Raw genomic sequence first — 25,407 nt, forward strand, 5'->3', positions numbered from 1 at the left:
AGGATACACATGGACACCAAGCCACCAACCACCCCGACGCCCCGTTCCGGATACCGTCGGCGACTCACACGGATGGCGCTCGCCGCGTGCCTGGCCGCGAGCCTTGCCGTCCGCAGTCCCGAGGCCGCCGCGCAGTGGATCGTCAACGACCCGGCGGCGATCGTCACGGCGATAACGGAGCACGTGCGGGAAGCGGCGCGATGGATCGAAACCGCCAAGCACTATGCCGAAACCGTCCAGCACTACGCCCAGACAACGAAGCACTTCCTGCAGCAGGTCGAGTTCTGGAAGGAACAGCTCGTCAAGCTGAAGGGGCTCAAACTCGAGCTCTTCAAATCGGAATACGAGTTCAAGCGCATCGCGGAAGACGTCGGCGTCGCGGAAGCGTGCCAGGGCGCCACCGGCGGCAGCCTCGACATCAAGTCGATCCTCAGCGCTCTCGCGTCCGATCTGAGCGGCGACATCGTCTCGCAGCAGAAACAGATCTGCGTCGCCATGGTCAGGGCGAAAAACCTGAAATACAACATGACGGTCGACTACTTCGACTTCGTGAAGAGGTCCACCGCCGATCTCGTCGACGTGCACACCACACGACTCGAGAAGGTGACCCAGTCACTGGCTGACCTGAACTCGGTGCTCACCGATACGCAGCGCTACTCGTCCAACCTCGAAAACGCCCGGGCTCAATGGGAGACCAACATGAAGCAGCAGGAAACGATTCTCGCCATGCTCGCGCAAAAGCAGGAGATCCTCTCCCGCCGCGCGATGAACGGCAAGCCGAGCGCATGGGGGACCCTGGTGAACACGCTGACCCTTCAGGCCGCTCTCAAACTCTGACCTCGCGAAGGAGCGCGGATCCTCATGTCCAATCTGGCCGACTACGTCTATTTCCGGCTGATCTACAAATTCCTCATTGCCCAGATCGACAAGTTCAGCACCGGCCTGCTCGAACGCGCCATGGCGTGGGCAAGTTTCGCCGCGCTTACCCTGGTGACGCTGTGGATCCTCATCCAGGGCTTCCGCATCGCGACCGGTCGATCGCGCGAATCGCTCATGGTCACGGTCATCGAACTCGGTCGTGTCGCCGTGATCGTCGCCGCCGCGAGCACGATGGCGGTCGCCGGGACGGGCCTGCGCAACCTGCTGACGCACGACGTCGACCGGGCGGTGCACTACCTGTTCACGGGCAGCGAAGGCGATACGTCGAAGGAAATCGACCGCAACCTCGCCTACACGCAGATCGCGCTTGCCTTGCTCAACAAGGTGCAGGTCATCCCCGGCGACGACGAAATGCAGACGGCGAAAGAGCGATCGACCCTCATCGCTACCTTCGGCACCGCCAGCCCGCCCATGGTCGCCGGCGCGATGCTGCTCATCTATCACTTCGCCATGGCGCTCTTCATCGGCCTCGGCCCGATCTTCATCCTCTGCCTGATGTTCCAGCAGACCAAGGACCTGTTCAAACGCTGGTTGCTCTACGGCCTCGGCACCGTCTTCTCGATGGGCCTGCTCAGCGTGGTGGTGACGATCGTCCTCGACCTCACCGCGAGAGTCAGCGCCGCGATGTGGGCCGGCAACGCCGTCAACCAGCTCATCCTCGGCAACAACACCGAGGGCCTGACCAGCAAAGCCATGCAGCAAGGCGGCATCGGCCTGCTCCTCACCGCCCTCATCGTCTCCGTCCCACCCATGGCCGCCGCCTTCTTCCAGGGCACGCTCGGCAGCTTCATGAGCTACTCCGCCTTCGGCGGCGGCAACAGCGGGTATGGGCCGGATGGAAGGCCGCCTGGCTCGTGGAGTGCTGCTCCCGGCTTGGGCCAGTCGAGATCACAAGGCCCTGAAGGCGAACGCGCGTCGCACGAACGCGAGACCTACAGCGCTCGCGTACCGGATAGCTCGACGCCCCCTGTAGCCGATGCCGTCAAGCGTAAGTCGTCGACTCAGAGCGAGGATTAAGTGCCATGAAGAAGATAATGTTCTTACTGTTCCTCGTGTATTCCAACGAGGCATGGTCCGAAGGTGGATGCCCTCCGGGACAATACCCTCAACGGGGTCAAGGCTGGCAGGCATGCGTGCCCGGAGAATCCGCACATGATTCGCCTCATCAGCCGTCACCGCATTGGGAACGTCGATGGGCAGCTATAGCCACCGACGGTGAAGCCGCTGCACTAGGCACTGCATCGCGCGCTCTGAGCGAAGGTATGGCGATGAGTCAGGCACTCGAAGAGTGTCGACGAAACGGAGGAAGGTTTTGCAAGCTTCAAATCACACATGATAATGGCTGCGTCGCGATGGCCATAGGCGGCAACATGATGTGCTTTAGTTCTGGGCCAACCATCCCCTGGGTGGAAAAGCACGCTCTGGACAAGTGCATCGGGGCTGAAAAGAAACCGACGATTTACCACTCGTTCTGTAGCCCGCCCGAGTTGGTCCCCTGAAGACACTGTGGCACGAGCTTAAACGACTTCGAGTCCAACCGACTCATGTACTCTCATCTGGTCGCCATACACTCTTCCGAAGCACCGGAGTCGGCTTGATCAGCTACCCCGCCGTCCTTGGCGGAAGCAACAGTCATGAGCTACTCCACCTCCGGTGGCGGCAATAGCCGGTAAGGCCCGAATGAACGACCGCCTGGCTCGAGGAGCCCAGTACGCGGATCAAACGAAGGTCTTGATGATCGCCGTGGAAGTACTCGGGGAAATGATACCGTCGCGCTCCATAGCGGACGAATGTCGGGCGCGCCGCAGACGACGCCACGCGATGAAGTCAAAACCGGGAGTTCTAGCTTGAAGGACGGTAGCAGCCCATGAAGTACGTTTTGATAATCGCTTCGACACTGATTCCTTATCTCGCATATGCCGAGGGCGGATGCCCACCAGGGCACTTTCCTCAAAGGCGTGCGTACCGGACCCGGAGGGCGCTCCATCAGCCCCGCCTCAAGCCGCTCCGCATTGGGCACCACGATGGAGCGCTATCTCGGTCGATACGGAGATAGGCGTCATCGGAACGGCCGTCGGTTACGCAAGCCAGGACGGCGCAGAGAATCACGCCATGCATGACTGCACGCGTCAGGGCGGCAACAGCTGCAAGCTCGGGCTGTCAGTAAAAAATGGATGCCTGGCCATGGCCGTTGGCGAGAAGAAGACAATGTTCAGAACTGGATCGGAACTGAAAAGGCCGAGAGTCGCGCCATGGAGTCCTGCCTAGAAAAGAATTCAAAGTGCAGGGTGCTTCACTCGTTCTGTCGGAAGGCAGAACTCGTGCCGTAGACGGTCGCCCCCCACTATCTGATGTGGGCAGACAGCTTAGACGGGCGGATCCTTACGACGATAGGTTTAACCTGGAGATCCAGTGAAGCGGCCTCGCCCTGTTAGCGAATTGGCTGCCTCCCTAACGCACGTGTCCGCGAGGCCCAAGCCACACTCAGCACGCTCATGAGTTGCTCCGCCGCCGGCGGCGGCAACAGCGGCTGTGGGCTGAATGAGAGGCCGCCGGGATATTGGAGCATCCGTCTCCCCCGCGACTTCGCTACTGACTCGGTCATCGCGCCTCGCTTTGCACCTCCTCGCCGCGAGTCGCACGTCGGCGCGCTGCCGCGAGCCACGCAGCGCACTCGCTGTCGCCGCAATGACGAAACCATTTCGGTACCGGTTATCGATCATGCCGCCCCGGAATCGCCGGGCGACTTTGCGCGTCAGCGGTAGCGAATCCATGCAGATCGCCAAGCCAGATCACGTCCGTGATCGACATGTGACGGTTGCAACGGCAACCTTCACGAGTCATGCACATTCTTGCGATTTCGTGAGCCTGCGCTCAGAAGGAATGAGAATTCGGTCAAGCGTTTGAAGCGTTTCATACACATTACATGCCGAGAATGTGTGACATCCGCCACGGAAACAGGGATATACAAGGGTAGTCAGAAATTTCTTGTTGCGTTACCTTTACGTGGCGGACACCGTTCCGCGGAAAGGGGTGGGGAATTCTGGGTCGCCCAAAGCAACCAAAGGTTGGCGCACATTGGCGCCGCCGTGCAGGGACCCTTCTTCGCTGGCACGTATTGCAGGGGCGCCAAGGCGCTCTCTACAGGATGTTGTATGGACGAATTGCATCTGGCACGCGCTCGACTGATCCGACAATCCGATCGTTCACCGGCGAGGCCGCCATCCGTGGGGTGGTGCGGGCCATGCGGCGGGATGCGCCATTGCTCACCGGACCGGATCGCGCCACCTCGCTTCATCTAGCGATGTAATCGCTTACATGGCTGTTCCCAGGCGACCGCTCGTTGCGGTGGCCGACGGTCTCGTTCGCCCTGAAAAAAAACCGACACTGCGAGTGACGCGTGAGTAAACAACTGTCTTCCCCCATCCCGGCCAGCCTGCTCGTCGCCACCATCCTGGCGCTTTCCGCCTGCTCCACGCCGCCCGCGAAGGACTTCGGCGGCCGCTGGAAGCCCGTCAACCGTTATGACGACACGACGGTCGAGATTCCGCTCGCCCTGCCCTACACGTACTACGCCGCGCCGATGGACGGCACGTTGAAGACGATGCTCACGCGCTGGAGCACGGACACGGGGCTGAAGCTCAACTACAAGCTGCGCTCCGATTTCACGCTGCCCAAGTCGGCCGCCGCGATTCACACGTCGGAAGCGCGCGACGCGGCCACGCAGGTGAGCACGATCTTCGCCGCGCAGGGCGTGACCGTCGTCGTCACCGGTTCCGAAATCCTTGTCGCCGAGACGAGCAGCATCGTCCCGCCGGCGCCCGCGGCGGCGACGTCGCCCGGTGCCGCGAACGCCGGATCCGCGACCACCGCCGAACACGCTCCCGCGACATCGCCGACGCCCGTGACGTCGACCGAAGCCGCGCCGCGCACGCCGTAATCCCACCGCGACAAAGCACCAGGCCCTTCGATGCTCAACAAGAAACAGTCCCCGAAGATCGACGCCGCGGTTGCGCGGTCGGTCGATTTCGAAACCACGGTCTCCGATCTCGCGATACGAAGCGAGCGGCGCGCCTGGATGGTCGCGTTCTGCGCGATCTGCATGGCGCTGATGCTCGCCGGCGGTTACCTCTACATCCTGCCGCTCAAGGAGAAGGTTCCGTACATCGTGCTCGCCGATGCCTACACCGGCATGAGCTCGCTCAGCCGCGTCACCGACGACGTGGTCAATCGCCGCATCACGGCGAGCGAGGCGATCAACCGCAGCAACATCACGCACTTCATCCTGGCGCGCGAGTCGTTCGACGTCACGATGATCAACCTGCGCGACTGGGCGACGGTGCTGACCATGGCCGCGCCGAACATCGCCAGGGCTTACACCGATCTGCACGCCCTGGATAACCCCAACGCCCCGTACAAGACGTACGGCCGCGATCGCGCGGTGCGCGTCAAGATCCTCAGCATCGTGCTGATCAACAGCGACGACGGCACGCCCAAGGGCGCAACCGTGCGCTTCCAGCGTAGCGTCTTCAACAAGGTCTCGGGCCAGACGGTGCCGCTCGACAGCAAGATCGCCACGCTGGCGTTCTCCTATAAGCCGAACCTGAAGATGGACGACCAGTACCGCGTGGAGAATCCGCTGGGCTTCCAGGTCACGGATTACCGCGTGGATAACGACTACGCCGAGCCACCGCCGCCGGAGGTGCCCGTCGCCGCCAACGCCGCTGCCCCGGCCGGCACGCCGGTGCAGGCGGGCGTCGCCGCCGATCCTTCCGCCCAGGCGCCGATGCCGCCATCGCCGGTACCGTCCGCCACGGCACCCATCCCCATGCAGGCCGCACCCGCGCCCGCATCCCAGCCGCCGAACGCCGCCAATGGAGGGCGCCGTTGATGAAACGCTCCACTATGTTCCGATGGGCACTGGCCGTGTGCCTGGCTGGCACGGCAGGCGTCGTCAGCGCGCAGGTCGTGACGCCGTACCAGTACGAGCCGGACAAGATCTACACGATCCGCACGGGCCTCGGCATCACGACCCAGATCGAACTCAGCCCCAACGAGAAGATCCTCGACTACAGCACCGGCTTCAGCAGCGGATGGGAGCTGACGCGTCGCGACAACGTCTTCTACGTGAAGCCGAAGAACGTCGACGTCGACACCAACATGATGATCCGCACGGCCACGCACTCCTACATCTTCGAACTGAAGGTGGTGGCGACGGACTGGAAGACCCTCGACCAGGCGCGCCGCGCAGGCGTGCAGTACAAGATCAAGTTCGAATATCCGTCGGATACCAGTTTCCTGGCCGAGACGAAGAAGGTCGCCGAAACGCCGGAGCTCGACACCACCCTGGTAAAGGGTCGTGACTACAACTTCGACTACGACTACGCCATGAAGCGCAAGACGGCACCGTGGCTGGTCCCGGTCAACGTCTACGACGACGGCCGCTTCACGTACATCCGCATGCCCGACCTGAAGCAGTTCCCCACCGGCAACTTCCCCACGGTCTACATGCGCGAAAAGGAACACGGCGGCGATTCGTTGGTTAACACGACCGTCGAGGGCAACACGATCGTTGTCCACGGCACGTACAACTACCTCGTCATCCGGCACGACGACAACGTCGTGGGTCTGCGAAGGAACACGAAGAAGTGAGCCCGAATAATCCGTACACCCCGGACGACCAGAACCACGACGCGCACGAGCCGTCGCGGCAGCCGCACGCCGAGCAGCACGATCCGCTCGCCGGCAATCCGTACAGCGCGCACCAGCGGCAGGCACCGCCGCCGGATCTCGACGCCAACGCACCGCAGCTCGCGGAGGCGGACGTCCGCCGCATGAACCGTCGCGCACTCGCGTTCCTCGCGGGAATCGTCGCGCTGCTGCTCTTCGCGGCCTGGTTCTTCCTCTCGGGCAACAGCGCCTCCGCCCCGCCGCCGAAGCCCAAGCGGGAAGAGACGGTGACCGTCCCCGAAGCACCGAAGGTCAGCCCGGTGCCGGAACAGGCGCTGCCGCGCCTGCCGGAGCCGATCGCGCTCGCGCCGCCGGTCCCGCTGCCGCCCACGACCCAGCCGAAGCCCATGATGCAGCCGCGCGTCAACACCGGCCCGAGCCTCATGGAGCGTCGCATGATGGACACCGAGGCCGCGCAGATCGCCGGCGGCGCGGGCAACGGTGCCGGTGCTGGCGGTGGCCAGCGCGGTCCGTTCGGCTTCGGCCCCGGCGGCGTGCCGTTCCCGGGCCAGCCCGAGCCGGGCGTGCCGGTGAATTCGGCGTACAACGCCGCCGCGCTCCCGGAGGTGTCGAACGCGTCGCCGCTGACCCACCCGGACACCCTGATGCTGCGCGGCACGTTCATCCGCTGCGTGCTCGAAACCCGCATCATCACCGACATCCCGGGCTTCACCTCCTGCGTCGTGACCGAGCCCATCTACTCGTTCACCGGTAAACGCATGCTCCTGCCCAAGGGATCGAAGGTGCTCGGCAAGTACGAGATGGAGCCCAATGGTCCACGCGTGGCCGTGATCTGGGACCGCATCGTCACGCCCACCGGCATCGACGTGAACATGGCCAGCCCCGGTATCGACACGCTCGGCGGTGCCGGCCACCCGGGTTACTACAACGCCCACTGGGGTAGCCGCATCGGCTCCGCCCTGCTGATCTCGCTGCTCAGCGACGCCTTCAAGTACGAGGCGGCCGAGCACGGCCCGCAGCAGACGCAGATCAGCAACGGCGTCGTCACGCAGAACCCGTACGAGAGCTACACCGCGCAGACACTCCAGCAGATCGCCGGCACGGCCGTCCGCCGTGCGGCGAACCGCCCGGCCACGGTGACCATCAACCAGGGCACCGTGCTGGCCATCTACGTGGCCAAGGACGTCGACTTCAGCGGCGTGGTGGCGCGGTACTGATCGCATGAACGCACCCGCCCTCGCCGCCGTCGGAAACGACTTCCTGGACTACCAGTACGAAGTGCTGGGCATCCGGGACTACCTGTCGTCGTCCGACGTCACGGAGATCTGCATCAACAAGCCGGGTGAGCTCTACCTGGAACGCAAAGGTGCGTGGCACCGCGTCGAGGTGCCGTCGCTCACGTACGAGCGCGCCCGGCAGTTCTGCACGGCCGTGGTCAACGAGAGCAACACCGGACAGCGCATCACCGATGTCGACCCCGTCGTGTCGCTGACGTTTCCGACCGGACAGCGCGCGCAGTTCGTGATTCCACCGGCGTGCGAGGCGGGACGTGTCTCCATCACCATCCGCCTCCCATCGCGCCAGAGCAAGAGCCTGGCGCAGTACCAGGAGGACGGCTTCTTCGATCAGATCCTCGAAGGCGCCAACACGCTCAGCGACGCGGACAAGGAGCTGCTGGAGCTGCGCGCGGAACGGCGTTACGCCGACTTCTTCCGGCATGCCGTGCTGAGCAAGAAGAACATCGTCGTCGCCGGCGCCACCGGCAGCGGCAAGACCACCTTCATGAAGTCCCTCGTCGGGCACATTCCCGACGAAGAGCGCCTCGTCACCATCGAGGACGCGCGCGAGCTCTTCATCGACCAGCCCAACGTCGTGCACCTGCTCTATTCGAAGGGCGGCCAGAGCACGAGCAACGTCACGGCCAAGAGTTGCATGGAGGCATGCCTGCGCATGAAGCCGGACCGCATCATCCTGGCCGAGCTTCGCGGCGACGAATCGTTCTACTTCATCCGCAACTGCGCCTCGGGCCATCCCGGCTCGATCACCAGCTGCCACGCCGGCAGCGTGGAGCAGACGTGGGACCAGCTCGGCCTGATGGTCAAGGCATCGACCGAAGGCGCCGGGCTCGAATTCGCGACGATCAAGCGGCTCCTCATGCTGACCATCGACATCGTGGTGCACATCAAGGCGCACGCAGGCCGCCGGCACATCACCGGCATCGACTTCAACCCCGCCCGTGCGTTCGCCGCATCCGGCACCTGATCCGAGCGACGCGTCGGCTTACGAGAAGGAGTGGTGACGTTGTTACCTGGTATGGAAATGATGGCGTGCCCCAACCTCGCGGTCCCCGCCGAGGTGATGCAGCACGTCGTCAACGTGGAGTCCTCGCGCAACCCGTACGCCATCGGCGTCGTGGGTGGCCAGCTCGTGCGCCAGCCGCAGAACCTCGGCGAAGCCGTGGCCACCGCGCAGATGCTCGAGTCGAAGGGCTACAACTATTCCCTCGGGGTCGCGCAGGTCAACCGTAACAACCTCGGTCGATACGGCCTGGACACCTTCGAAAAGGCGTTCGACGTCTGCCCCAACCTGGTCGCGGGCTCGCAGATCCTCGCGCAGTGCTACGCCAGTGCCGGTGGCGACTGGGGCAAGGCCTTCAGCTGCTACTACTCGGGCAACTTCACCACCGGTTACAACGACGGCTACGTCCAGAAGATCTTCGAATCGATGGCGCGCCAGTCGGCACTCGCCACGAACGCGATCCCCATCCCGCTCGCGGCGGGCACCGTCGCCGGAGCGACGCCCTCGCGCAACACGGGCGTCCCGGCCGGCGACAGTGGCGCCTACCGCGTCGCCATGCGTAGCGTCGCCGATGCCGCCATGGCGGCTTCACTCGGTCCGGCGGTCGGCAAGGCGGTCACCCCGGCACCGTCGCGCACGGCCGGCCCGTCGCCCAATGCCATGATCGGTGAGCCCCTGCCGGACGCCGCCTCCATCGCCCAGGCGATCGAAGCCGCGCAGAACGCCTTGCCCGCGGTTGCGGGCGGCCTCGCGACGCCGGCCATCGGTGGCGGCTACGACGGGCAGCCCCCGCCGGGGCGCATTCCGACCGATCCGGCCACCGCGGCCGTCATGTCGCAGATCGGCGCCCGACTCCCCGCGGGCAACGCGGTCGCGGGCCCGGGTCGCATCGCCACGGACCCGGCCACCGCCGCCGCGATGTCCCAGATCGGCATCTCCGCCAACGCGACCGGCAGCGGACCCGCCGATGGCGTATTCCAGCCGCAGGTTCGCGGTCCCAACGACCCCGCGCCGTCGGCGGTAGCGCCGATGACCGCCCCGGCCGCACCGGCGGGCGACGCGGCGGACCTACGCCAGGGAGGCCGCGATGGCGCCTTCGTTTTCTGACCTCCGCCGCCCCGCCGGCGCGGTCGATGCAGCACCGGCTACCACACGCGTAGCCGTTCTCAACGCGACCGCTCGCGGCGGTCGTCACCAGCCCAGCAACACACCAAGGAACTACGAGATGGCCCTGTTGAACACGCCCAGCCTCACGACCGATCGCGCATCGCTGAACAAGATGGTGCTCATGATGATGGTCGCCACCGTCCTCTTCCTGCCGACGATCGGCTTCGCGCAGGACGTCACGGAAACGTCGAAGAAGGTCTGCGGCTTCTTCGAGAACATCAACTCGCTGCTCAATGCCGCCTCGATCGTGGTCGTGACCATCGCCGTGATCTTCTCCGGCTATCAGATCGCGTTCGCCCACAAGCGCATCGCCGACGTCGCGCCCGCCCTCGTCGGCGGCGTGCTGATCGGTGCGGCGGCCCAGGTGGCGAAGATGGTCGTCGGCGGCAACGGCGGTGCGACCGAGTGCAAGTCGACCAGCGGCGCGTTCATGATCGACGCGATGCAGTCCGCCCTGCACCTGCTGCAGATCCATGCTTAAGAATCCGCTCTTCCGCGGCTGCACGCGTCCGCCCATGTTCATGGGCGTGCCCTATATCCCGTTTTTCATGGGAGCGGGCAGCGGCTTGCTGATGGCGATGTATTTCAACATGTGGTTCCTGCTGTGGATCCCGATCAGCGTCTTCGTGATGCGCCAGATGGCCCGTCGCGACGAGATGATCTTCCGGCTGCTGGGACTGCGCCTGCAGTTCCGGACCCGCGTCCGGAACCTGCAGGAACATGATGGCACCTGGGTGTTCTCACCCAACAACTATCGCGAGCCAGGCAAGGCGAAACGGTAGGCACGGCCCACGCCCTGGCAGCTCGCTGCCAGGGCCTTTCCAAGCGCGTCACACGGTAGACACAGCGATGTTCAGTCCAGATGCCGGCATAGCCGAATTCATCCCGTTATCGACCCACGTCTCGCCGACCGTCGTCAAGACGACCGGTGGCGACTTCATGCTCGTCTGGCGGCTCGGCGGCCTGCCGTTCGTCGGACGCGAGGAGTGGGAGCTCGAGCATCGCCACAACACCTTCAACCGCATGCTGCAGACGCTGCGCGCGCCGGACTTCGTCAACGTCGCGTTCTGGGTCCACGACATCCGTCGCCGCCGGGGCGTCAAGGACCGCAGCAGATTCGAGCACCGCTTCAATCAGGAGCTTTCGGACGCGTATTACGAGTCGTTGACCAGCCAGAAGCTCATGCAGAACGAGCTCTACCTGACGATGATCTACCGCCCCGTCGTCTCGGGTAAGCGGTTCGTCGAGAAATCGTCGAACGTCGAGCGCCTGCAGGCCGAGCAATCGCAGTCGATCAACACCATCCTCGAGCTCGCCGGTAACGTCGAAGCCGTCCTCAAGGATTACGCCCCCAACCGCCTCGGCATGTACGAGGCGCCGAACGGCATCGTGTTCTCCGAGGTGCTCGAGCTCTACGGCTACATCCTCAACCGCATCGACGAGCCCGTTCCGGTGCTGAGCGCGGCCGTGAAGGACTACCTGCCGGTCAGCCGCCAGCGCTTCTCGTCCAAGACAGGTGACTTCGTCCTGACCACGCCCAACGGCGTCAACCACTTCGGCGCCATCCTGAACATCAAGGAATACGTCGAGGGCACCTACCCCGGCATTCTCAACGGCCTGAAGTACCTGGACTTCGAGTACGTCATCACGCACTCGTTCAGCCCCATGGGCCGCCAGGACGCGCTCAAGGCGCTGGAACGTACCAAGGGCATGATGATCTCCTCGGGCGACAAGGCCGTCAGCCAGATCATCGAAATGGACCACGCCATGGACCAGCTGGCCTCGGGCAACTTCGTCCTGGGCGAGTACCATTTCAGCATGGCGGTGTACGCGACCGAGCAGGCCAACCTCTCGCAGCAGATCGCGGCCACCCGCGCCGAGCTGTCGAATGCCGGCTTCGTGTCGGTGAAGGAAGACCTCGCCGTCACCTCCGCTTTCTATGCGCAGTTCCCGGGCAACTGGAAGTACCGCACGCGCCTGGCCAACGTCAGCTCGCTCAACTTCCTCGGCCTCTCGCCGCTGCACAACTTCGCCACGGGCAAGAAGGCCAACAATCCCTGGGGCGACTGCGTCACCACGCTGCAGACCACGAATGGGCAGCCCTATTACTTCAACTTCCATGCCACCCACCCGGCCGAAAACTCGTACGGCGAGAAGGCGATCGCCAATACGATGGTCATCGGCAAGTCCGGCACGGGTAAGACGGCCCTGATCAACTTCCTGCTCAGCCAGGTGCAGAAGCTCGACCCGGCGCCGACGATCTTCTTCTTCGACAAGGATCGCGGCGCGGAGATCTTCGTGCGCGCGTGCGGTGGCAACTACCTCGCCCTGGAAAACGGCAAGCCCACCGGCTTCAACCCGTTCCAGTGCGAGCGCACCGAAGAGAACGTCCAGTTCCTGGCCGACCTCGTCAAGGTGCTCGCCGGCAAGAGCGTCTACAGCTCGCGCGAGGAAGAAGACATCTTCCGCGCGGTCGAGAACATCCTCGACACGCCGATGCACCTGCGCAACATGACGAACTTCCAGAAGAGCCTGCCGAACCTAGGCGACGACGGCCTGTTCATCCGCATGCGCAAGTGGACGGCCGGCAATTCGCTGGGCTGGGTGTTCGACAACCCGCGCGACACGGTGGACCTGAGCCGCGCCAACATCATCGGCTTCGATTACACCGACATCATCGACAACCCCGAAGTACGCGCCCCGGTCATCAACTATCTGTTGCACCGACTGGAAGCGCTGATCGACGGCCGGCGCCTCATCTACGTGATGGACGAGTTCTGGAAGATCCTCGACGGCAAGGGTGGTCTGAAGGAGTTCGCCAAGAACAAACAGAAGACCATCCGTAAGCAGAACGGCATGGGCATCTTCGCCACGCAGAGCCCGGAGGACGCCCTCGCGAGCGACATCTCCGCGGCCCTGATCGAGCAGACCGCCACCATGATCCTGCTCCCCAACCCGAACGCCAGCCGCGAGGACTACGTCGACGGCCTGAAGCTCACCGAAGCCGAGTACAACGTCGTGGTCAGCCTCGACGAGCGCTCGCGCCGCTTCCTGGTCAAGCAGGGCCACGCATCCGCCGTCTGCCAGCTCAACCTGCGCGGCATGGACGATGCCCTGGCCGTGATCTCGGCCTCCACGGACAACATCGAGATCATGCACGAGGTGATCGCCCGGCAGGCCGAGGATCACCAGACGACGCCGGACAACCTCCTGCCCGACCAGTGGCTGCCGAGCTTTTACGAAAACCGCAAGGGCAGTGGCAAGAAGCCCGCCCCCGTTTCCCCGACGACGCGATCGGCCCGATCGGCCGCGCGTTGACGCAGGAATGAACTGACGATGGAAACCCTCATGATGCCTACGACCCCCACCCGCCGCCTGTCCTCCCCGACGCGCCGCCTGCTCGGTGTCGCGACCCTGGTGCTCGGTCTCGCCCTCGGCGCCCCCGCCGCGCACGCGCAATGGCAGGTGAACGACGCCGCCGCGAACACGACTCTGGAAAAGATCCAGACGAACACGAGCAACACGGTGACCGAGGCGCAGAACATCAAGCAGCAGGCCGAGTACATGAATCAGGTACTCGGCAAGACGACCGACGGCGATGGCAAGACGATGAACGCCAATCTCAACGCCATCAACCAGAAACTCAAGATCGGCGAGTACAAGGACACCCAGCCCGGCCCGCGCGTGAAGGATCCCGAGAAGAACCTGCCCGCCGACAGCACGAAGCTCGACGATGGCAAGCGTTGCGACGCCGTGGCCGAACCGCAGCAGGCCAATTGCAAGCTCATCGTCGACCTCGAGAACGCGCAGTACCAGTACATGCTCACCATGTACAAGAACACCGCGACGCGCGACGCGATGCTTCGCGAACTCCTCAAGGAGCGCGAGGGCATCCAGCCGGACGACCCGAGCCAGTTCGGCAAGCTGGAAGACAACACGAACAAGCTCACCGCGCTGTACAACCTCATCGCCCTCGACCAGCAGCAGATGCAGACGGTCAACTACGCGTACGAGGCCAACCTGCGTTACCTGCGTTCGCAGCAGACGCTGGCCGCCAACGCGGCCGCTACGGGAAAGACACCCGATCAATGGGGGAGCATCCAGCTCCCTGGCATCGGCAACGTGAACATCGGCACCGCGCTGAGCGGCCTCGCCACGGGCGTGGCGCTGAAGGGTGCGCTCGACGGGGTGCAGAGCGACCGTCCGAGCGGCATGCAGACGCTGAAGATCGGTGAATCCAATGGCTTCTGATACTCGCCGACACGAATCGCTGCACGGGACTCGACGTCATGGCTGACATGTCTACCCAATTCCTCGATCACTTCGCGCTCGCCGGGCCTACCGACCTGCTGGACACGGTGACGCAGTTCGTCTTCTTCCAGACGATCAACAGCTTCCTGCGCGAAGAAATCGACATCATGCAATGGCGGCTGCTGTCCAGCTCCGCCACGATCATCGGCTTCGTCGCCGTGACGGTGCTGACCATCTGGATCATGTTCCAGGGCTACCGCATCGTCACCGGTCAGTCGAAGCAACCGATGATGGTGCTCGTCGGCGACTCGCTGAAAGCGACCCTCGTGGTGTTCATCGCCACCAGCGTCGCCTATTCGTCGTCGCCGATCTACTGGACGTTGACCGACGGCATGTCGACGACCATCGCCCAGTACGTCACCGGCGAGGACGGTAGCCCGTTCAAGCACATCGACAACAACCTGGCCGGCATGGAACTCGCGATGGGCACCATCGATGCCATCGACACCGGCGGTAATCAGGAAGCGAAGGATGCCAAGGACCGCGACCGCTGGTTCACCGGCATCGGCATCGCCGGCCCTAGCGTGATCGCGGGCGCCATGCTCCTGCTCAACAAGATCGCCCTCGCCCTCTTCATCGGCTTCGGTCCGATCTTCATCATGTGCCTGCTCTTCGATTCGACGAAGCAGCTGTTCCACAAATGGCTGCTCTACGGCATCGGCACGGTATTCTCACTGGCGGTCCTCAGCGTCATGGTCACGATCGCCATGAAGATGCTCGCCGCCGTCACCGCGGCGTTCGCCGTCAAGTACCTGCTGGCCATGCCCGGCGTCGCCGGCGCAGGCAGCACCGATGGCATCAACAGCATGGCCCTCCAGCAAGGCGGCCTCGGCCTCCTGCTCACCACCATGATCATCAGCGCACCGCCGATGGCCGCCGCCTTCTTCCAGGGCACCCTTGGACAATTCAATGCGTACTCGCCGTTCGGGCATATCAAGCCTGAGCCGCAGGGTGGGCGTGGTGGGTATGGGCCGCCGGGGTCGCCTAGCTACACGCCTCCTAGCGGAACACCGCCGCAGGGTCGGACAGCCCAGACGACGGACGGTCCATCGATTAACACCGCGGGCGGCGGTGGCGCTTCGTACGAACCACAACCCGACGAAAAGAAGTACAAGTCGTTTTGAAGAGACAGATAACACTCATGAAGATCCTAGCTGGCGCACTCCTGGCCTGTATGGCGTTTATAACCACCAGCGCGGTCGCCCAATGCGCGACTGGTGTGAACACCGGTGGCGGGAATTGCATCCCCCCCGATGCGCCAGGCATGCCTGGATATCAGCCGGAACAGGGTCCTCCCGAACCCGTGCCAATCTGGCAAGATCGGTGGGGTGCAATCGTCATTGATGACACCTCCGGCGATGTCGGACTCTCATCGGCACGACCGTCCAAATCGGATGCTATTCAAGCGGCGACTCGCGACTGCGAAGCTCGCGGCGCGAGGCAGTGCGCTGTAGCGCTTCAGTACTACAACAGCTGCGCTGCTCTCGCTTGGGGTAAGGGCGTACGAGGCACTGCAAGTGACAACAGTGAGGAAGCCGCACGATCAGAAGCACTAAAATTTTGTACGCATGGCGGCTCCAACTGCAAGGTTGTCTACAGCGGATGCAGCAAGCCGGTTCGCGTCCAGTGAAGGAATAGACATTGGCGGCCGCGGCCTACTGCTCACCACCATGATCATCAGCGCACCGCCGATGGCTGCCGCTTTCTTCTAGGGTAGGTTCGGCCAGTTCAACGCATACTCGCCCTTTGGGCATATCAAGCCTGAGCCGCCGGGTGGGCGTGGTGGTGGCTATGGGTCGCAGGGGTCGCCAAGTTATACGCCGCCCCCCGGTGGAGCTTGGTCAACATGGCGACAGGAACGGCCAGAGCTCTGGCGCGCCCGATCCATTCTCTCAGGCGACTGGCCCTGCAATGTCGACATCGGACTACCAACAAAGCAACGTTGGGATACCTCGGAAGGAGCGAGAGACGAAATGAACAGGCCCCACATCTGGCTAGCCGCACTCGCATTCAGTCTAGTAAGCCCAATTTCCGTTGCGCAATGCGCCACCGGCGTCAACACTGGAGCAGGAAACTGCATTCCTCCGGATGCTGACGGGATGCCGGAATATCAGGGTCAAGGTACCGCAGTCGCTGAGCCGCCGCCGGTCGTGTGGGCAAATGCGTGGGGCGCGATTGTTCTCGACGCAAAGAACAGTGCGAAAGGAGTTTCGTCCGGGAGAGCGAGCAAGAGCGACGCAATTCGCGCAGCGATGGAGGAATGCAAGGCCACGGGCGCCCCGAATTGTGAACTGCAAGTCGCTTGTGGAGATCAATGTGCTGCCGTCGTCTGGGGCGATGAGTCCTACGGAGTCGCAAATGAAGGCACCCTAGAGGCCGCATCTCAACGGGCGGTCCGAGCATGTTCTCGCACCGGTCAGGGATGTCGAGTCGTCTATTCGAACTGCAGCCTCCCAAAGCGCCTGCAATAAGAAAGTCTCACAGTCTCCTGTTTCTGCTGGCGGGTCCGTCCCGAACACCCACAGTCCCACAACGGCGCGTCGTCTTTTGAACCACAGCAGACGTAACGAAGAAACTGTAGGACATATCTATGAAGGTAATAATCCTCACGCACGTACTCGCTGTTATAGCCGGGCTAGTGGCAGTCACGGTGGTGGCTTCGCCGCAATGTGCCACCGGCGTCAATACTGGTGGCGGGAATTGTGTGCCACCAGATGCAGACGGCATGCCTGGCTATAACCCATATGGGGAACAATCGGCGCCGCCCGTTCCTCAGCCTGCCTGGGCAGATTCTTGGGGTTCAATCGCCATCGACGACGACACTGGCCAAGCAGGAACCATCACAGGCAGGCGAAGCCGAGAGGATGCAGAACGCGCAGCACTGCACGATTGTGGACTGAAAGGCGCGAGCGGTTGCAAGATTGTGATGACATACCGGAATCAGTGCGCCGCGGTTGCGTGGGGAAAAGCAGGAGGACGCGTCGCCAGGAACCCGACAGAGAATGGAGCGCAGGACGATGCGATGGAAGAGTGCAAACGGAATATGAACGGGTGCCGGGTGGTCTACAGCGGTTGCAGTGTGGCCAAGCGGCTGCAGTGACGCGGTGCGCACCACCATGATCGTTAGCACGCTGCCAATGCCGCCGGCCTCTTTCGGGGCACCCTTAACGCATACTCACCGTTCGAGCGTATCAACCTGGGCCACCGGATGGACAGCATGGCCCTCCAGCAAGGCGGCCGCGGCCTCCTGCTCACCACCATGATCATCAGCGCACCGCCAGTGATCACCAGATTCTTCCCGGCTCATCCGTCACTTCGACGCATATTCACTGTAGGGCATCGTCAAGCCGGAGCGGCCGGCAAGCAAGTCGGATCTGGGCACTGCGATCCCTTTATGGGCATAAGAAGCGGCGTCGACATGAACGTGATAAGCAACTCGCACGGAGCAACGTGATGACGAAAGAATCAAAAACGTTCACCGACCTCCTGTCGAAGGTTCGTCCGGACAAGGACACGAAGGTCGCGACAGGCACGAAATCGCGCCCTGCCCGTGCGCGACTTCCCGACGACACCGCGCCCGACGACACCGCTAACCGGAACACGATCAACGCGATCGAACATGCGATCGATCAGATCGAGGCGGGACGGCGGAGGCGCCATCATCATTGCCACCCGCACGGCGCCCACATCGGCGGCTATGAGCCGCTGCTGAGTCAGCCGGAGCACCCGCAGCATGCGCTTTTCCGGCAAACGCGCGATGCCGTGCATCGCCTCGACGCCGAGCATGGTCGGGCGCCCGACGAGCGCAGCGAGAATCTCGCCGGCGCGCTTGCCGTAGCCGCGCATCGGGAGGGCATGGATCGCGTGGACCATGTGGCCCTGAGCCACGACGCGAGCCAGGCCTTCGCCATCCAGGGAGAGCTTCAGTCGCCGCACAAGCAGGTTGCCCAGGTGACGACGAGCGAGGCCGTCGCGACGAGCCTCGCGTCCAGCTCGCAGGCGATGGCCACCGTGGCCGCATCCAGGGTCGCGGACCCGATGCAGGATACGACCGCCACCCAGCTTGCACCGCATACGCCCCACACGCCTTAGGAATCGCACGATGACCAAGTACGTCGCTCCATGGATCCTCGCCGCCGGCTTCCTCCTCGTCGGTTGCGACGCCACGCCGCCCGCACCCACAGTGCCAGCGCCGGTGACCGCGGATTCGGCCGCTTCATCGGCCAGCGGGGCGTCGACCTGCCCCGCCACCTTCGACGCGTTCCTCACTGCCTTCGAGAACGACGTCGCGGTACAGAAGAACGCCGTGACCGATCCGCTGCAAAGCGACTCGGTGGACCCCAACGCCGATCCCGAGCCGCGGCCCGTGACGAAGATGCTCGCCAAGGGTGCCGTCACTTTCCCCGTCATGCCGGACAGCGCTCGGCAGACGAAGGACGGCCTCGTGGCGACGCGCACCGAGATCAGCCCCACCGAGGTATCGATCAAGCTCACGAAGCCGGACACCGACTACCAGACGACGTTCTTCTTCCGGAAGGACGACTGCTGGCACCTGTATCGCGTCAAAGACGATTCGCTCTGAACCGGAGGCACGACCATGCCCTATCAGGACGTCATGAATGTGATCCTCCCTCATCAGGGAGGCCACAACGCCCACATCACGGGCCACTACGGCGAGCAGCGCGCCAAGGGCCCGCACGGTGGTTCCGACTTCAACTACGAAGGCGGTCAGGCCGGGCTCAACCTCACCCACCCCACCGTGCACTCGCCGGTGGCCGGTGAAGTCACGTTCGTCGGCGGTCAGTACGGCACGATCAAGATTCGCGACGCGCAGGGCAACAGCCACGAGATCCTGCATACGCAGTCGCAGTCGGTGAAGATCGGCCAGCACCTCGAACCCGGCGACGAGATCGGCCGCATGGGAGGCAGGGGCCCCGACGGCGCGACCCAGTACGCCCAGCACGTGCACTACCAGATGAAGGACGCCCAGGGGCAAGCCATCAATCCCGAGACCTTCTGGCGCGATCGCGAGGCGCCGCGCGTCGGTCATGGCGCCGCATCGACATCTCACGCCACGTCGCCGGCGCACCATGAAGGCCGGGTGCTGCATCAGGACGCACGCGGCGCCGACGTCCAGACGCTGCAGGAACGCCTCAATGCCCTCGGCATCCGCGATGCCCAGGGTCATGCTCTCGCCCCCGATGGCCGCTTTGGTGCGCATACGAAGGAAGCCGTCGAATCGTTCCAGCGCGAACACGGTCTGAAACCCGACGGCATCGTGGGCCCCCGTACGACCGAGGCTCTGCAGAAGGCCCAGGCGCATAAGCCCGCCGCGCTCGATCACGCGTCCCACCCCGGCAACGCCCACTACACGCAAGCGCGCGACGGCGTGCATCGCATCGATGCCGCGCATCAGCGCGCGCCGGACGAGCGTAGCGAACGCCTCGCCGCCGCGCTCACCGCGGAGGCGCAAAAGCAGGGGTTGCAGCGCATCGACCACGTCGCCCTGAGCGACGACGGCCGCCGCGCATACGCCATGCAGGGCGAGGCGGATTCGCCGTTCAAGAAGGTCGCCGAAGTCGACGTGGCGAAGGCGGTCGCGACGCCCGTGGCCGAGAGCTCGCAGGCGTGGCAGAACACTGCCCAGCAGCAGGGGCAGGCGGAAGCGCAAGCCCAGCAACTACAGCATCAGCAAGCGCAGCAACAGTCCCGCTCCGTGCCGGGCAGCTGATCACCACCCTTCTTAGACATCGAAGACAGAACGATTTAGCACAAGGACTTGATATGAAACGCTGGATACTCCTGGCCGCCTGCTTTTGCAGTGCAAACGTCGCTGCGCAAGCCATTTCGTACCGCTCGAACGATCCGTTTGTCTTTTGCACCTACGGACAGCTGAACCCCGCGAAGTGCTGGTGGCCCATTTCCGCCGCATCCGGCATGATCTTCGAGGACCCCACGTGCGATCCGCCTAACGCGCCGTACGGGAGGCCCTGGACTCCGGATGACTACGCGTCGAAGGCAGAGTGGTTCGCCATCTGCACCGGCGTTGGCCAGGGTGGCTGGAAAGGCATGGGCACGGGCGAACAGGCACCCTTCATGCACTGACGTCGTAAACCGATGCAACTTAACGACATTCCCAGTATCGCCGACTCGAACCCGCCTTCGGACGGGCGACCGGTTCACGTCGATGCACTCATAACGCGATACGTCCCGATCGCACCACGCCGCTCTGTCCTGAAAGGACTATTGCGGCGTTTCGTGCAGGTCACCGTCCCTGGCCTGTTTCTCTCACTTGCAGCTTGTGGTGGAAACGTGGATCCGAACATACAGCTCAATCCTCACGCCTCGATGAGGTACGAACTAACCTTCACCATCGATGATCCGGCGGTAGTACTCGAACAGATCGAGGCACAAGGAAATTATCAGGTCTCCAATGAGGCCTGCGTGCCAATGGTCCCGGTTTCCGGGGTAAAGAAGGCGCCAATCAAGACCTTGCCGCTCGAGGTCACGGCGCTCAATCGAAGCACCTACCGAGTCATCGTGTTTTCGGACGCACTCCGCGATGAGGATTACTTTGGCATGGGCGTCTGCCACTGGTCGTTCGTGGCCGCGACCCTTCGTGGGCAGGTGTCGGGGAAGGCACTTTCCTCCGCTGTGTTTTCCGATGACGTCTATTCCGGGCGGCCCAGCACCCGTTATTACTCGCGGGCTTGGCTAACCGGTCCCGCAGGTGGGCTGACGGAAAGCGGATCGACGAGCCGTGATACCTATCATGACCCAGGCAACCTGTTCACGATTCAGGCGCAGGCCCTGGAGGTCTCCAGGTGAACCTGTCATCCAACGACTATGCTTACCTTGCTAGCGACTCGTACAAGGAACGCGGTGTCGAAGACCAGATAAAGGCGAACGGAAATGCCTTTGAAGTTTTCGCCGTGAGTAGACCATCGCACACCGGTTTTCAAGGCACTGCCTATCGAACCAGTGATCATTCCACGGTCGTCATTGCTTTTCGTGGAACAGAATTCGACCGCGAGCCTATGCGAGACGGTGGCGTTGACGCAGCGATGGTGCTTGCAGGCATTAACCCGCAGCGCGACGCGTCGGAACGGTTCGCCAGGAAAGTTATCGACGACGTCCGCGCAGCTGATCGCCTGCAGGGGCGCGAAACTCAGATCACTGTCACCGGCCACTCCCTCGGCGGCACCCTGGCCCAGCTCAACGCCGCGAAGTTCGGCCTCGACGGCCACACGTTCAATGCGTACGGCGCCCAGAATCTCGATCCCGACCTTCACGAGAGCCGCGGCCGCATCGTCAATCACTGCCGCGCGGGCGATCCTGTTTGCGCAGCGGCCGATCACATCGGCACGGTGAAGGTCTACGCCACGCAGAGCGACATCGACCGCCTGAAATTATCCGGTTACACCGGGCACGAGCGGCAGAGCCACCTCACCACGGTGAGGTCGGTCGACTTCGCGGCGCACGGCATCGATAACTTCGTCGACGGCAACGCCATCAACGGTGCATCGATCCTCGGGCCCGAGTCGCAGGCTCGTTACCGAGCGAATCAATCGCTGGTGGACATGTACCGGTCCGACATCCATTTCATCCGGGAGCGCGCGTCGTTGAGTTGGGAGGTACCGGATGCGATCGGCCGGGAGGTCCAGCGCACGGTCATGCGCGCCGCCGGACACGTGGAGCACGGTGCCGAAGCGTTCGGCCTGGGCGTCGCCTCCGGTGCCGGCCACGTTTTCGCTGAGGCAGGACGCTTCGGCCATGCGCTTGGCGACGGCGCGCAGACGGCGGCGGATCATACTTACGACTACCTCGCCGGGCGCGCCAGCGCCCTTGGGAACGATCTGCGCGATGTGGGTAACGGCATCGGCGAACGGCTCAGCGACGCGACACACGTCGCGGCTCATGCGAGTCCGCTTACATCGCCTCTTTTAACGGATCGGGGAGACCTCTACGACACGCTACGGCGGAACGCACGCCTCGACGAGCCGGCCCACCCTGCCTATGGCATGTTCAGGACCGCGCTTTTCGACGTGGAGAAGCTGGACGCCCAGGTGGGCCGTCAGCCGGATCAGCTCAGCGCGAATCTCGCCGCCGCGCTGACCGCCGCGGCACGGGAGCAGGGGATGTCGCATATCGACAGCGTCAAGCTGAGCAAGGATGCCAGCTGGGCCTTCGCCGTGCAGGGCAGCGACAGCGATCCGCACAAGAAAGTGGCGACGGTCGCCACCGAACTCGGCATCGCGACCACCGTGTCGCAGAGCACCGCCGCGTGGCAGCGGGCGGACGACCGCGACATGCAGGCCAGGGCGGCCACGTCCGCCCTGGCTCAGATGCCCAACGAACCCACACAGGGCCACGCCGGCCCGAGTTTCAGCCGATAGGAGCACGAGAGCGCCATGTCACGACGACTCGCCCTACCCTTCGCCACGCTATTCGCCCTTTCCCTTCAGGCCCACGGTGCACCCATGAACAAGCCGGACATCAAGCTCAATCCTCATCCAAAGATGCGCTATGAGATCACGATGACGGTGGAAGGGGCGCCGGGTCCCTTCGAGAAGATCGAAGGGCATGTGGACTACCACGTCAGCAATCCGAACAGCGTTCCATTGACGCCGTTCAGCGGCGCCACGGTGGAACCGCAGGCCGACGCGCCACTGACGTTCGAACATGTGGGCGGCAACGTCTACAAGGCGTTCTTCTACGCCGACCGGTTTCTCGACGAGGATTATTTCGGTCAAGGGGTTTGCCGGTGGTCGCTGGTTGGCGTGACGGGAAACCTCATCCACGAACCTATCACGTTCAGCCCCAGCATCTTCAAGGACGACGTGTTCTCCGGCCGGGCCGTGACGCGCTGGTTCGCCAACGATTCCTATGAAGACGGAAGCATGCGGCGTATCGATATCGGCGCCTCTTCGGCCAAGGAGTACAAGAAGCCGGATGACGTGTTCTCGGTGACGTTGCAGACCGTGGAGAAGGTGCCGTGAGCCTCCGCTCGACGGATTACGCGTTACTGGCACAGGATGCCTACCATGCCCCTGTTCTGGACAAGCCATTTGAATTAGGGGGCGTGACCTACAGCGCGATCGATACGATGGACAATCCGCGGACGGGCTTTCAGGCAACCGCGTACCAGCGGCAGGATACGAAAGAGATCGTGATCGCCTATCGCGGAACGGAGTTCGATCGTGAACCCGTCCACGACGGCGGCATTGATGCAGGCATGGTGCTGCTTGGCGTCAACGGCCAGCAGCGCGACGCGGATGCGTTCACGCAACGAGTCATAGCGCGGGCAGAAAACGAATCGAAGCGCTCGGCCGCGCCCATTCAAGTAACCGTCACCGGCCACTCTCTCGGCGGCACCCTCGCCGAGATCAACGCCGCGAAGTACGGCCTGCGTGGCGAAACGTTCAACGCCTATGGCGCGGGCAGTCTGTTCGGTGTGCCCGATGGTGGCAATCAGGTCATCGACCACGTACGGGCCGGCGACCTCGTCAGTGCCGCGAGCCCGCACTTTGGTGAGGTGCGCGTTTACGCCGCGCAGCAGGATATCGATACGCTCGGCAAGGCGGGCTACCGCGACGACGGCGGACCGCTCAGCTTGCGCAACCCGCTCAAGGCGACGGATTTCGACGCGCACGCGATCGATAACTTCGTCCCGGACAGCAAGCTGCTGGGCCAGAGCATCATCTCCCCCGAGAACCAGGCAAGGTACCGCGCGCACGACACCATGATCGATCGCTACCGCGGCGACGTCATGGCGCTACGGGAGGGTCTTTCCGCGCCGTGGGAAGTGCCGAAGCACGCCATCGAGGGGGCCATCGACGCGGGGCGTTCCGTGGCCCACGCGGTCCGCGACGGCGTGCACACCATGGAACACGCCATCGGCGAGGCCGCGCACGAGGTGAAGGAAACCTTCGAGCACGTCAGGGACGATATCGCCGAGGGCGTGCATGCCATCGGCGACAAGGCGCGCGGTGCATGGGACACGATCACGCACCCGGGTTCGTGGTTCGATCACGACAAGAAGGATGTGCCGCGGATCGATCACCCGTCGCACCCGGATCACGCGTTGTTCGAGCAGGCTCACGGCGCTATCGGTCGGCTCGACGCGCAGCACGGGCGAGCCTCCGACGAACGCAGCGGCAACGCCGCGGCCGTGCTCACGGTAGCCGCGCGCCGCGATGGGCTGGACCGCATCGATCACGCCGTCCTCAGCGCCGACGCATCGCGCCTCTACGCCGTGCAGGGGCCCATGGATTCACCGCTGAAGCGCGTCACCGAGGTACCCACCGTGCAGGCCTTGCAGACCCCGGTCGAGCAGAGCTCCGAGGCCTGGAGGAACGTCGCCGAACAACAGCGTCAGATGGCCGAGGCGCAGCGCCAGCAGACACCACCCTCGCCGTCCGCGCCAATGCCCGGCCGTGCCTGATACGAACGAATACCGGACATCGACCATGCGAACGATTCTGCCCATTGCCCTGCTCTTGCTTACCGCGCCCACCTTCGCGTCCACCACCATGTGTGCGAAGGGCGACGCGGTCGTGTTCTCGTGCCCTTTGGCGGGCAGCACGAAGGTCGTTTCGATCTGCGCCGCCGGCGACTTCGCCCATGATGAGGGCCGGTTCTACTACGCCTACGGGCGCGACGCGTCCCACCCCGAACTCATCTACCCGTCCGGGGCATCCATGGGCGAATTCACGCGTTCTCATCTCCGATTTGCCGGTAGCACCGGCGGTTACGCATACGCGTTCACCAACGCCGGATTCAAGTACGTGGTCTATTCGATCTCCGGCGCAAGCAACCTGCAGGAAGGCGGCCTCGTCGTATTGAAGGAGGGCGAAGCGAAACCTGTGAAGCGCAGCAGCTGCCAGTCGGGCGCCATCGTCGACACCGGAGACGACGCCCTGATCGACGCTACGCTGAAACTGAAGCGCGACGCGGTGATCGAAAAGACCGGCCTCCCCACACGCTGATCGCGCCGACCCA

General features: G+C 63.7%; 20 protein-coding genes and 2 pseudogenes. All 22 read left to right on the forward strand.

Going from position 1 to position 25,407, the window contains the following annotated elements; all coding sequences use genetic code 11:
- Positions 1-9 precede the first annotated feature (9 nt).
- The 22 genes and pseudogenes from BMY69_RS10955 to BMY69_RS11085 all read left to right on the forward strand — a co-directional run bounded on the left by BMY69_RS10955 (position 10) and on the right by BMY69_RS11085 (position 25,394).
- Entirely contained in the window at positions 10-837 is an 828-nt protein-coding gene (locus BMY69_RS10955) for a hypothetical protein (protein WP_177191140.1), read from the forward strand.
- A gap of 24 nt (positions 838-861) precedes the next feature.
- On the forward strand, positions 862-1,956 hold the full coding sequence (locus BMY69_RS10960) for a TrbL/VirB6 family protein (protein WP_090177942.1): 1,095 nt from the start codon (positions 862-864) through the stop codon (positions 1,954-1,956).
- A 2,407-nt stretch (positions 1,957-4,363) separates the two neighbouring features.
- Positions 4,364-4,729: pseudogene (locus BMY69_RS10975) on the forward strand (hypothetical protein); the annotation flags it as partial.
- 180 nt (positions 4,730-4,909) lie between these two features.
- Positions 4,910-5,830: a VirB8 family type IV secretion system protein gene (locus tag BMY69_RS10980; RefSeq protein WP_090177947.1), complete on the forward strand. Its 921-nt coding sequence runs from the start codon at positions 4,910-4,912 to the stop codon at positions 5,828-5,830.
- The gene (locus BMY69_RS10985; protein WP_090177950.1) at positions 5,830-6,591 is read left to right on the forward strand and encodes a TrbG/VirB9 family P-type conjugative transfer protein; all 762 of its coding nucleotides are present in this window, start codon (positions 5,830-5,832) and stop codon (positions 6,589-6,591) included. Before BMY69_RS10980 ends, BMY69_RS10985 begins: the two co-directional genes overlap by 1 nt.
- A complete protein-coding gene (locus BMY69_RS10990) occupies positions 6,588-7,847 on the forward strand; it encodes a TrbI/VirB10 family protein (protein ID WP_090177953.1) in 1,260 nt (419 codons plus the stop codon). Before BMY69_RS10985 ends, BMY69_RS10990 begins: the two co-directional genes overlap by 4 nt.
- 4 nt (positions 7,848-7,851) lie before the next feature.
- On the forward strand, positions 7,852-8,892 hold the full coding sequence (gene virB11, locus BMY69_RS10995) for a P-type DNA transfer ATPase VirB11 (protein ID WP_090177956.1): 1,041 nt from the start codon (positions 7,852-7,854) through the stop codon (positions 8,890-8,892).
- Positions 8,893-8,931: 39 nt separating this feature from the next.
- Positions 8,932-9,396: pseudogene (locus tag BMY69_RS19925) on the forward strand (lytic transglycosylase domain-containing protein); the annotation flags it as partial.
- A 757-nt stretch (positions 9,397-10,153) separates the two neighbouring features.
- A complete protein-coding gene (locus tag BMY69_RS11005) occupies positions 10,154-10,576 on the forward strand; it encodes a TrbC/VirB2 family protein (protein WP_090177961.1) in 423 nt (140 codons plus the stop codon).
- Positions 10,569-10,877 carry a VirB3 family type IV secretion system protein gene (locus tag BMY69_RS11010; RefSeq protein ID WP_090177963.1) on the forward strand — a complete coding sequence of 103 codons (309 nt, stop codon included), beginning with the start codon at positions 10,569-10,571 and terminating at the stop codon, positions 10,875-10,877. The genes BMY69_RS11005 and BMY69_RS11010 overlap by 8 nt, the downstream gene beginning before the upstream one ends.
- Before the next feature lie 67 nt (positions 10,878-10,944).
- Positions 10,945-13,413: a VirB4 family type IV secretion/conjugal transfer ATPase gene (locus tag BMY69_RS11015; protein ID WP_090177965.1), complete on the forward strand. Its 2,469-nt coding sequence runs from the start codon at positions 10,945-10,947 to the stop codon at positions 13,411-13,413.
- A gap of 30 nt (positions 13,414-13,443) precedes the next feature.
- Positions 13,444-14,346, forward strand: coding sequence for a hypothetical protein (locus BMY69_RS11020; RefSeq protein ID WP_143070457.1), 903 nt, complete (start codon positions 13,444-13,446; stop codon positions 14,344-14,346).
- 47 nt (positions 14,347-14,393) lie between these two features.
- Positions 14,394-15,530 carry a TrbL/VirB6 family protein gene (locus BMY69_RS11025; protein WP_090177971.1) on the forward strand — a complete coding sequence of 379 codons (1,137 nt, stop codon included), beginning with the start codon at positions 14,394-14,396 and terminating at the stop codon, positions 15,528-15,530.
- A 2,329-nt stretch (positions 15,531-17,859) separates the two neighbouring features.
- Positions 17,860-18,498, forward strand: a complete 639-nt coding sequence (locus BMY69_RS11045; RefSeq protein WP_090177979.1) for an XVIPCD domain-containing protein — start codon at positions 17,860-17,862, stop codon at positions 18,496-18,498.
- 10 nt (positions 18,499-18,508) lie between these two features.
- Positions 18,509-18,988, forward strand: coding sequence for a hypothetical protein (locus tag BMY69_RS11050; RefSeq protein ID WP_090177982.1), 480 nt, complete (start codon positions 18,509-18,511; stop codon positions 18,986-18,988).
- A gap of 33 nt (positions 18,989-19,021) precedes the next feature.
- On the forward strand, positions 19,022-20,137 hold the full coding sequence (locus BMY69_RS11055) for an XVIPCD domain-containing protein (protein WP_218143158.1): 1,116 nt from the start codon (positions 19,022-19,024) through the stop codon (positions 20,135-20,137).
- Positions 20,138-20,190: 53 nt separating this feature from the next.
- Positions 20,191-20,511, forward strand: coding sequence for a hypothetical protein (locus BMY69_RS11060; RefSeq protein ID WP_090177987.1), 321 nt, complete (start codon positions 20,191-20,193; stop codon positions 20,509-20,511).
- 12 nt (positions 20,512-20,523) lie between these two features.
- The gene (locus tag BMY69_RS19365) at positions 20,524-21,234 is read left to right on the forward strand and encodes a hypothetical protein (RefSeq protein ID WP_143070458.1); all 711 of its coding nucleotides are present in this window, start codon (positions 20,524-20,526) and stop codon (positions 21,232-21,234) included.
- Positions 21,231-22,802, forward strand: a complete 1,572-nt coding sequence (locus BMY69_RS11070) for an XVIPCD domain-containing protein (RefSeq protein ID WP_143070459.1) — start codon at positions 21,231-21,233, stop codon at positions 22,800-22,802. Before BMY69_RS19365 ends, BMY69_RS11070 begins: the two co-directional genes overlap by 4 nt.
- 84 nt (positions 22,803-22,886) lie before the next feature.
- On the forward strand, positions 22,887-23,405 hold the full coding sequence (locus BMY69_RS11075) for a hypothetical protein (protein ID WP_090177996.1): 519 nt from the start codon (positions 22,887-22,889) through the stop codon (positions 23,403-23,405).
- Positions 23,402-24,850, forward strand: a complete 1,449-nt coding sequence (locus BMY69_RS11080; protein ID WP_143070460.1) for an XVIPCD domain-containing protein — start codon at positions 23,402-23,404, stop codon at positions 24,848-24,850. Before BMY69_RS11075 ends, BMY69_RS11080 begins: the two co-directional genes overlap by 4 nt.
- 25 nt (positions 24,851-24,875) lie before the next feature.
- The gene (locus tag BMY69_RS11085) at positions 24,876-25,394 is read left to right on the forward strand and encodes a hypothetical protein (protein ID WP_090178000.1); all 519 of its coding nucleotides are present in this window, start codon (positions 24,876-24,878) and stop codon (positions 25,392-25,394) included.
- Positions 25,395-25,407: the final 13 nt, after the last annotated feature.

The sequence above is a fragment of the Luteibacter sp. UNC138MFCol5.1 genome, from assembly GCF_900110505.1.
GTDB lineage: Bacteria > Pseudomonadota > Gammaproteobacteria > Xanthomonadales > Rhodanobacteraceae > Luteibacter.

Excerpts from the sequence above, each read along its gene's own strand:
- BMY69_RS11015 (WP_090177965.1), top strand. The coding sequence starts at position 10,945 with ATGTTCAGTCCAGATGCCGGCATAGCCGAATTCATCCCGTTATCGACC.
- BMY69_RS11060 (WP_090177987.1), top strand. The coding sequence starts at position 20,191 with ATGAAACGCTGGATACTCCTGGCCGCCTGCTTTTGCAGTGCAAACGTC.
- BMY69_RS11055 (WP_218143158.1), top strand. The coding sequence starts at position 19,022 with ATGAATGTGATCCTCCCTCATCAGGGAGGCCACAACGCCCACATCACG.
- BMY69_RS10985 (WP_090177950.1), top strand. The coding sequence starts at position 5,830 with ATGAAACGCTCCACTATGTTCCGATGGGCACTGGCCGTGTGCCTGGCT.
- BMY69_RS11050 (WP_090177982.1), top strand. The coding sequence starts at position 18,509 with ATGACCAAGTACGTCGCTCCATGGATCCTCGCCGCCGGCTTCCTCCTC.
- BMY69_RS10980 (WP_090177947.1), top strand. The coding sequence starts at position 4,910 with ATGCTCAACAAGAAACAGTCCCCGAAGATCGACGCCGCGGTTGCGCGG.
- BMY69_RS11025 (WP_090177971.1), top strand. The coding sequence starts at position 14,394 with ATGTCTACCCAATTCCTCGATCACTTCGCGCTCGCCGGGCCTACCGAC.
- BMY69_RS10955 (WP_177191140.1), top strand. The coding sequence starts at position 10 with ATGGACACCAAGCCACCAACCACCCCGACGCCCCGTTCCGGATACCGT.
- BMY69_RS10960 (WP_090177942.1), top strand. The coding sequence starts at position 862 with ATGTCCAATCTGGCCGACTACGTCTATTTCCGGCTGATCTACAAATTC.
- virB11 (WP_090177956.1), top strand. The coding sequence starts at position 7,852 with ATGAACGCACCCGCCCTCGCCGCCGTCGGAAACGACTTCCTGGACTAC.
- BMY69_RS11085 (WP_090178000.1), top strand. The coding sequence starts at position 24,876 with ATGCGAACGATTCTGCCCATTGCCCTGCTCTTGCTTACCGCGCCCACC.
- BMY69_RS11005 (WP_090177961.1), top strand. The coding sequence starts at position 10,154 with ATGGCCCTGTTGAACACGCCCAGCCTCACGACCGATCGCGCATCGCTG.
- BMY69_RS11075 (WP_090177996.1), top strand. The coding sequence starts at position 22,887 with ATGAACAAGCCGGACATCAAGCTCAATCCTCATCCAAAGATGCGCTAT.
- BMY69_RS11020 (WP_143070457.1), top strand. The coding sequence starts at position 13,444 with ATGATGCCTACGACCCCCACCCGCCGCCTGTCCTCCCCGACGCGCCGC.
- BMY69_RS19365 (WP_143070458.1), top strand. The coding sequence starts at position 20,524 with ATGCAACTTAACGACATTCCCAGTATCGCCGACTCGAACCCGCCTTCG.
- BMY69_RS11010 (WP_090177963.1), top strand. The coding sequence starts at position 10,569 with ATGCTTAAGAATCCGCTCTTCCGCGGCTGCACGCGTCCGCCCATGTTC.
- BMY69_RS11045 (WP_090177979.1), top strand. The coding sequence starts at position 17,860 with ATGACGAAAGAATCAAAAACGTTCACCGACCTCCTGTCGAAGGTTCGT.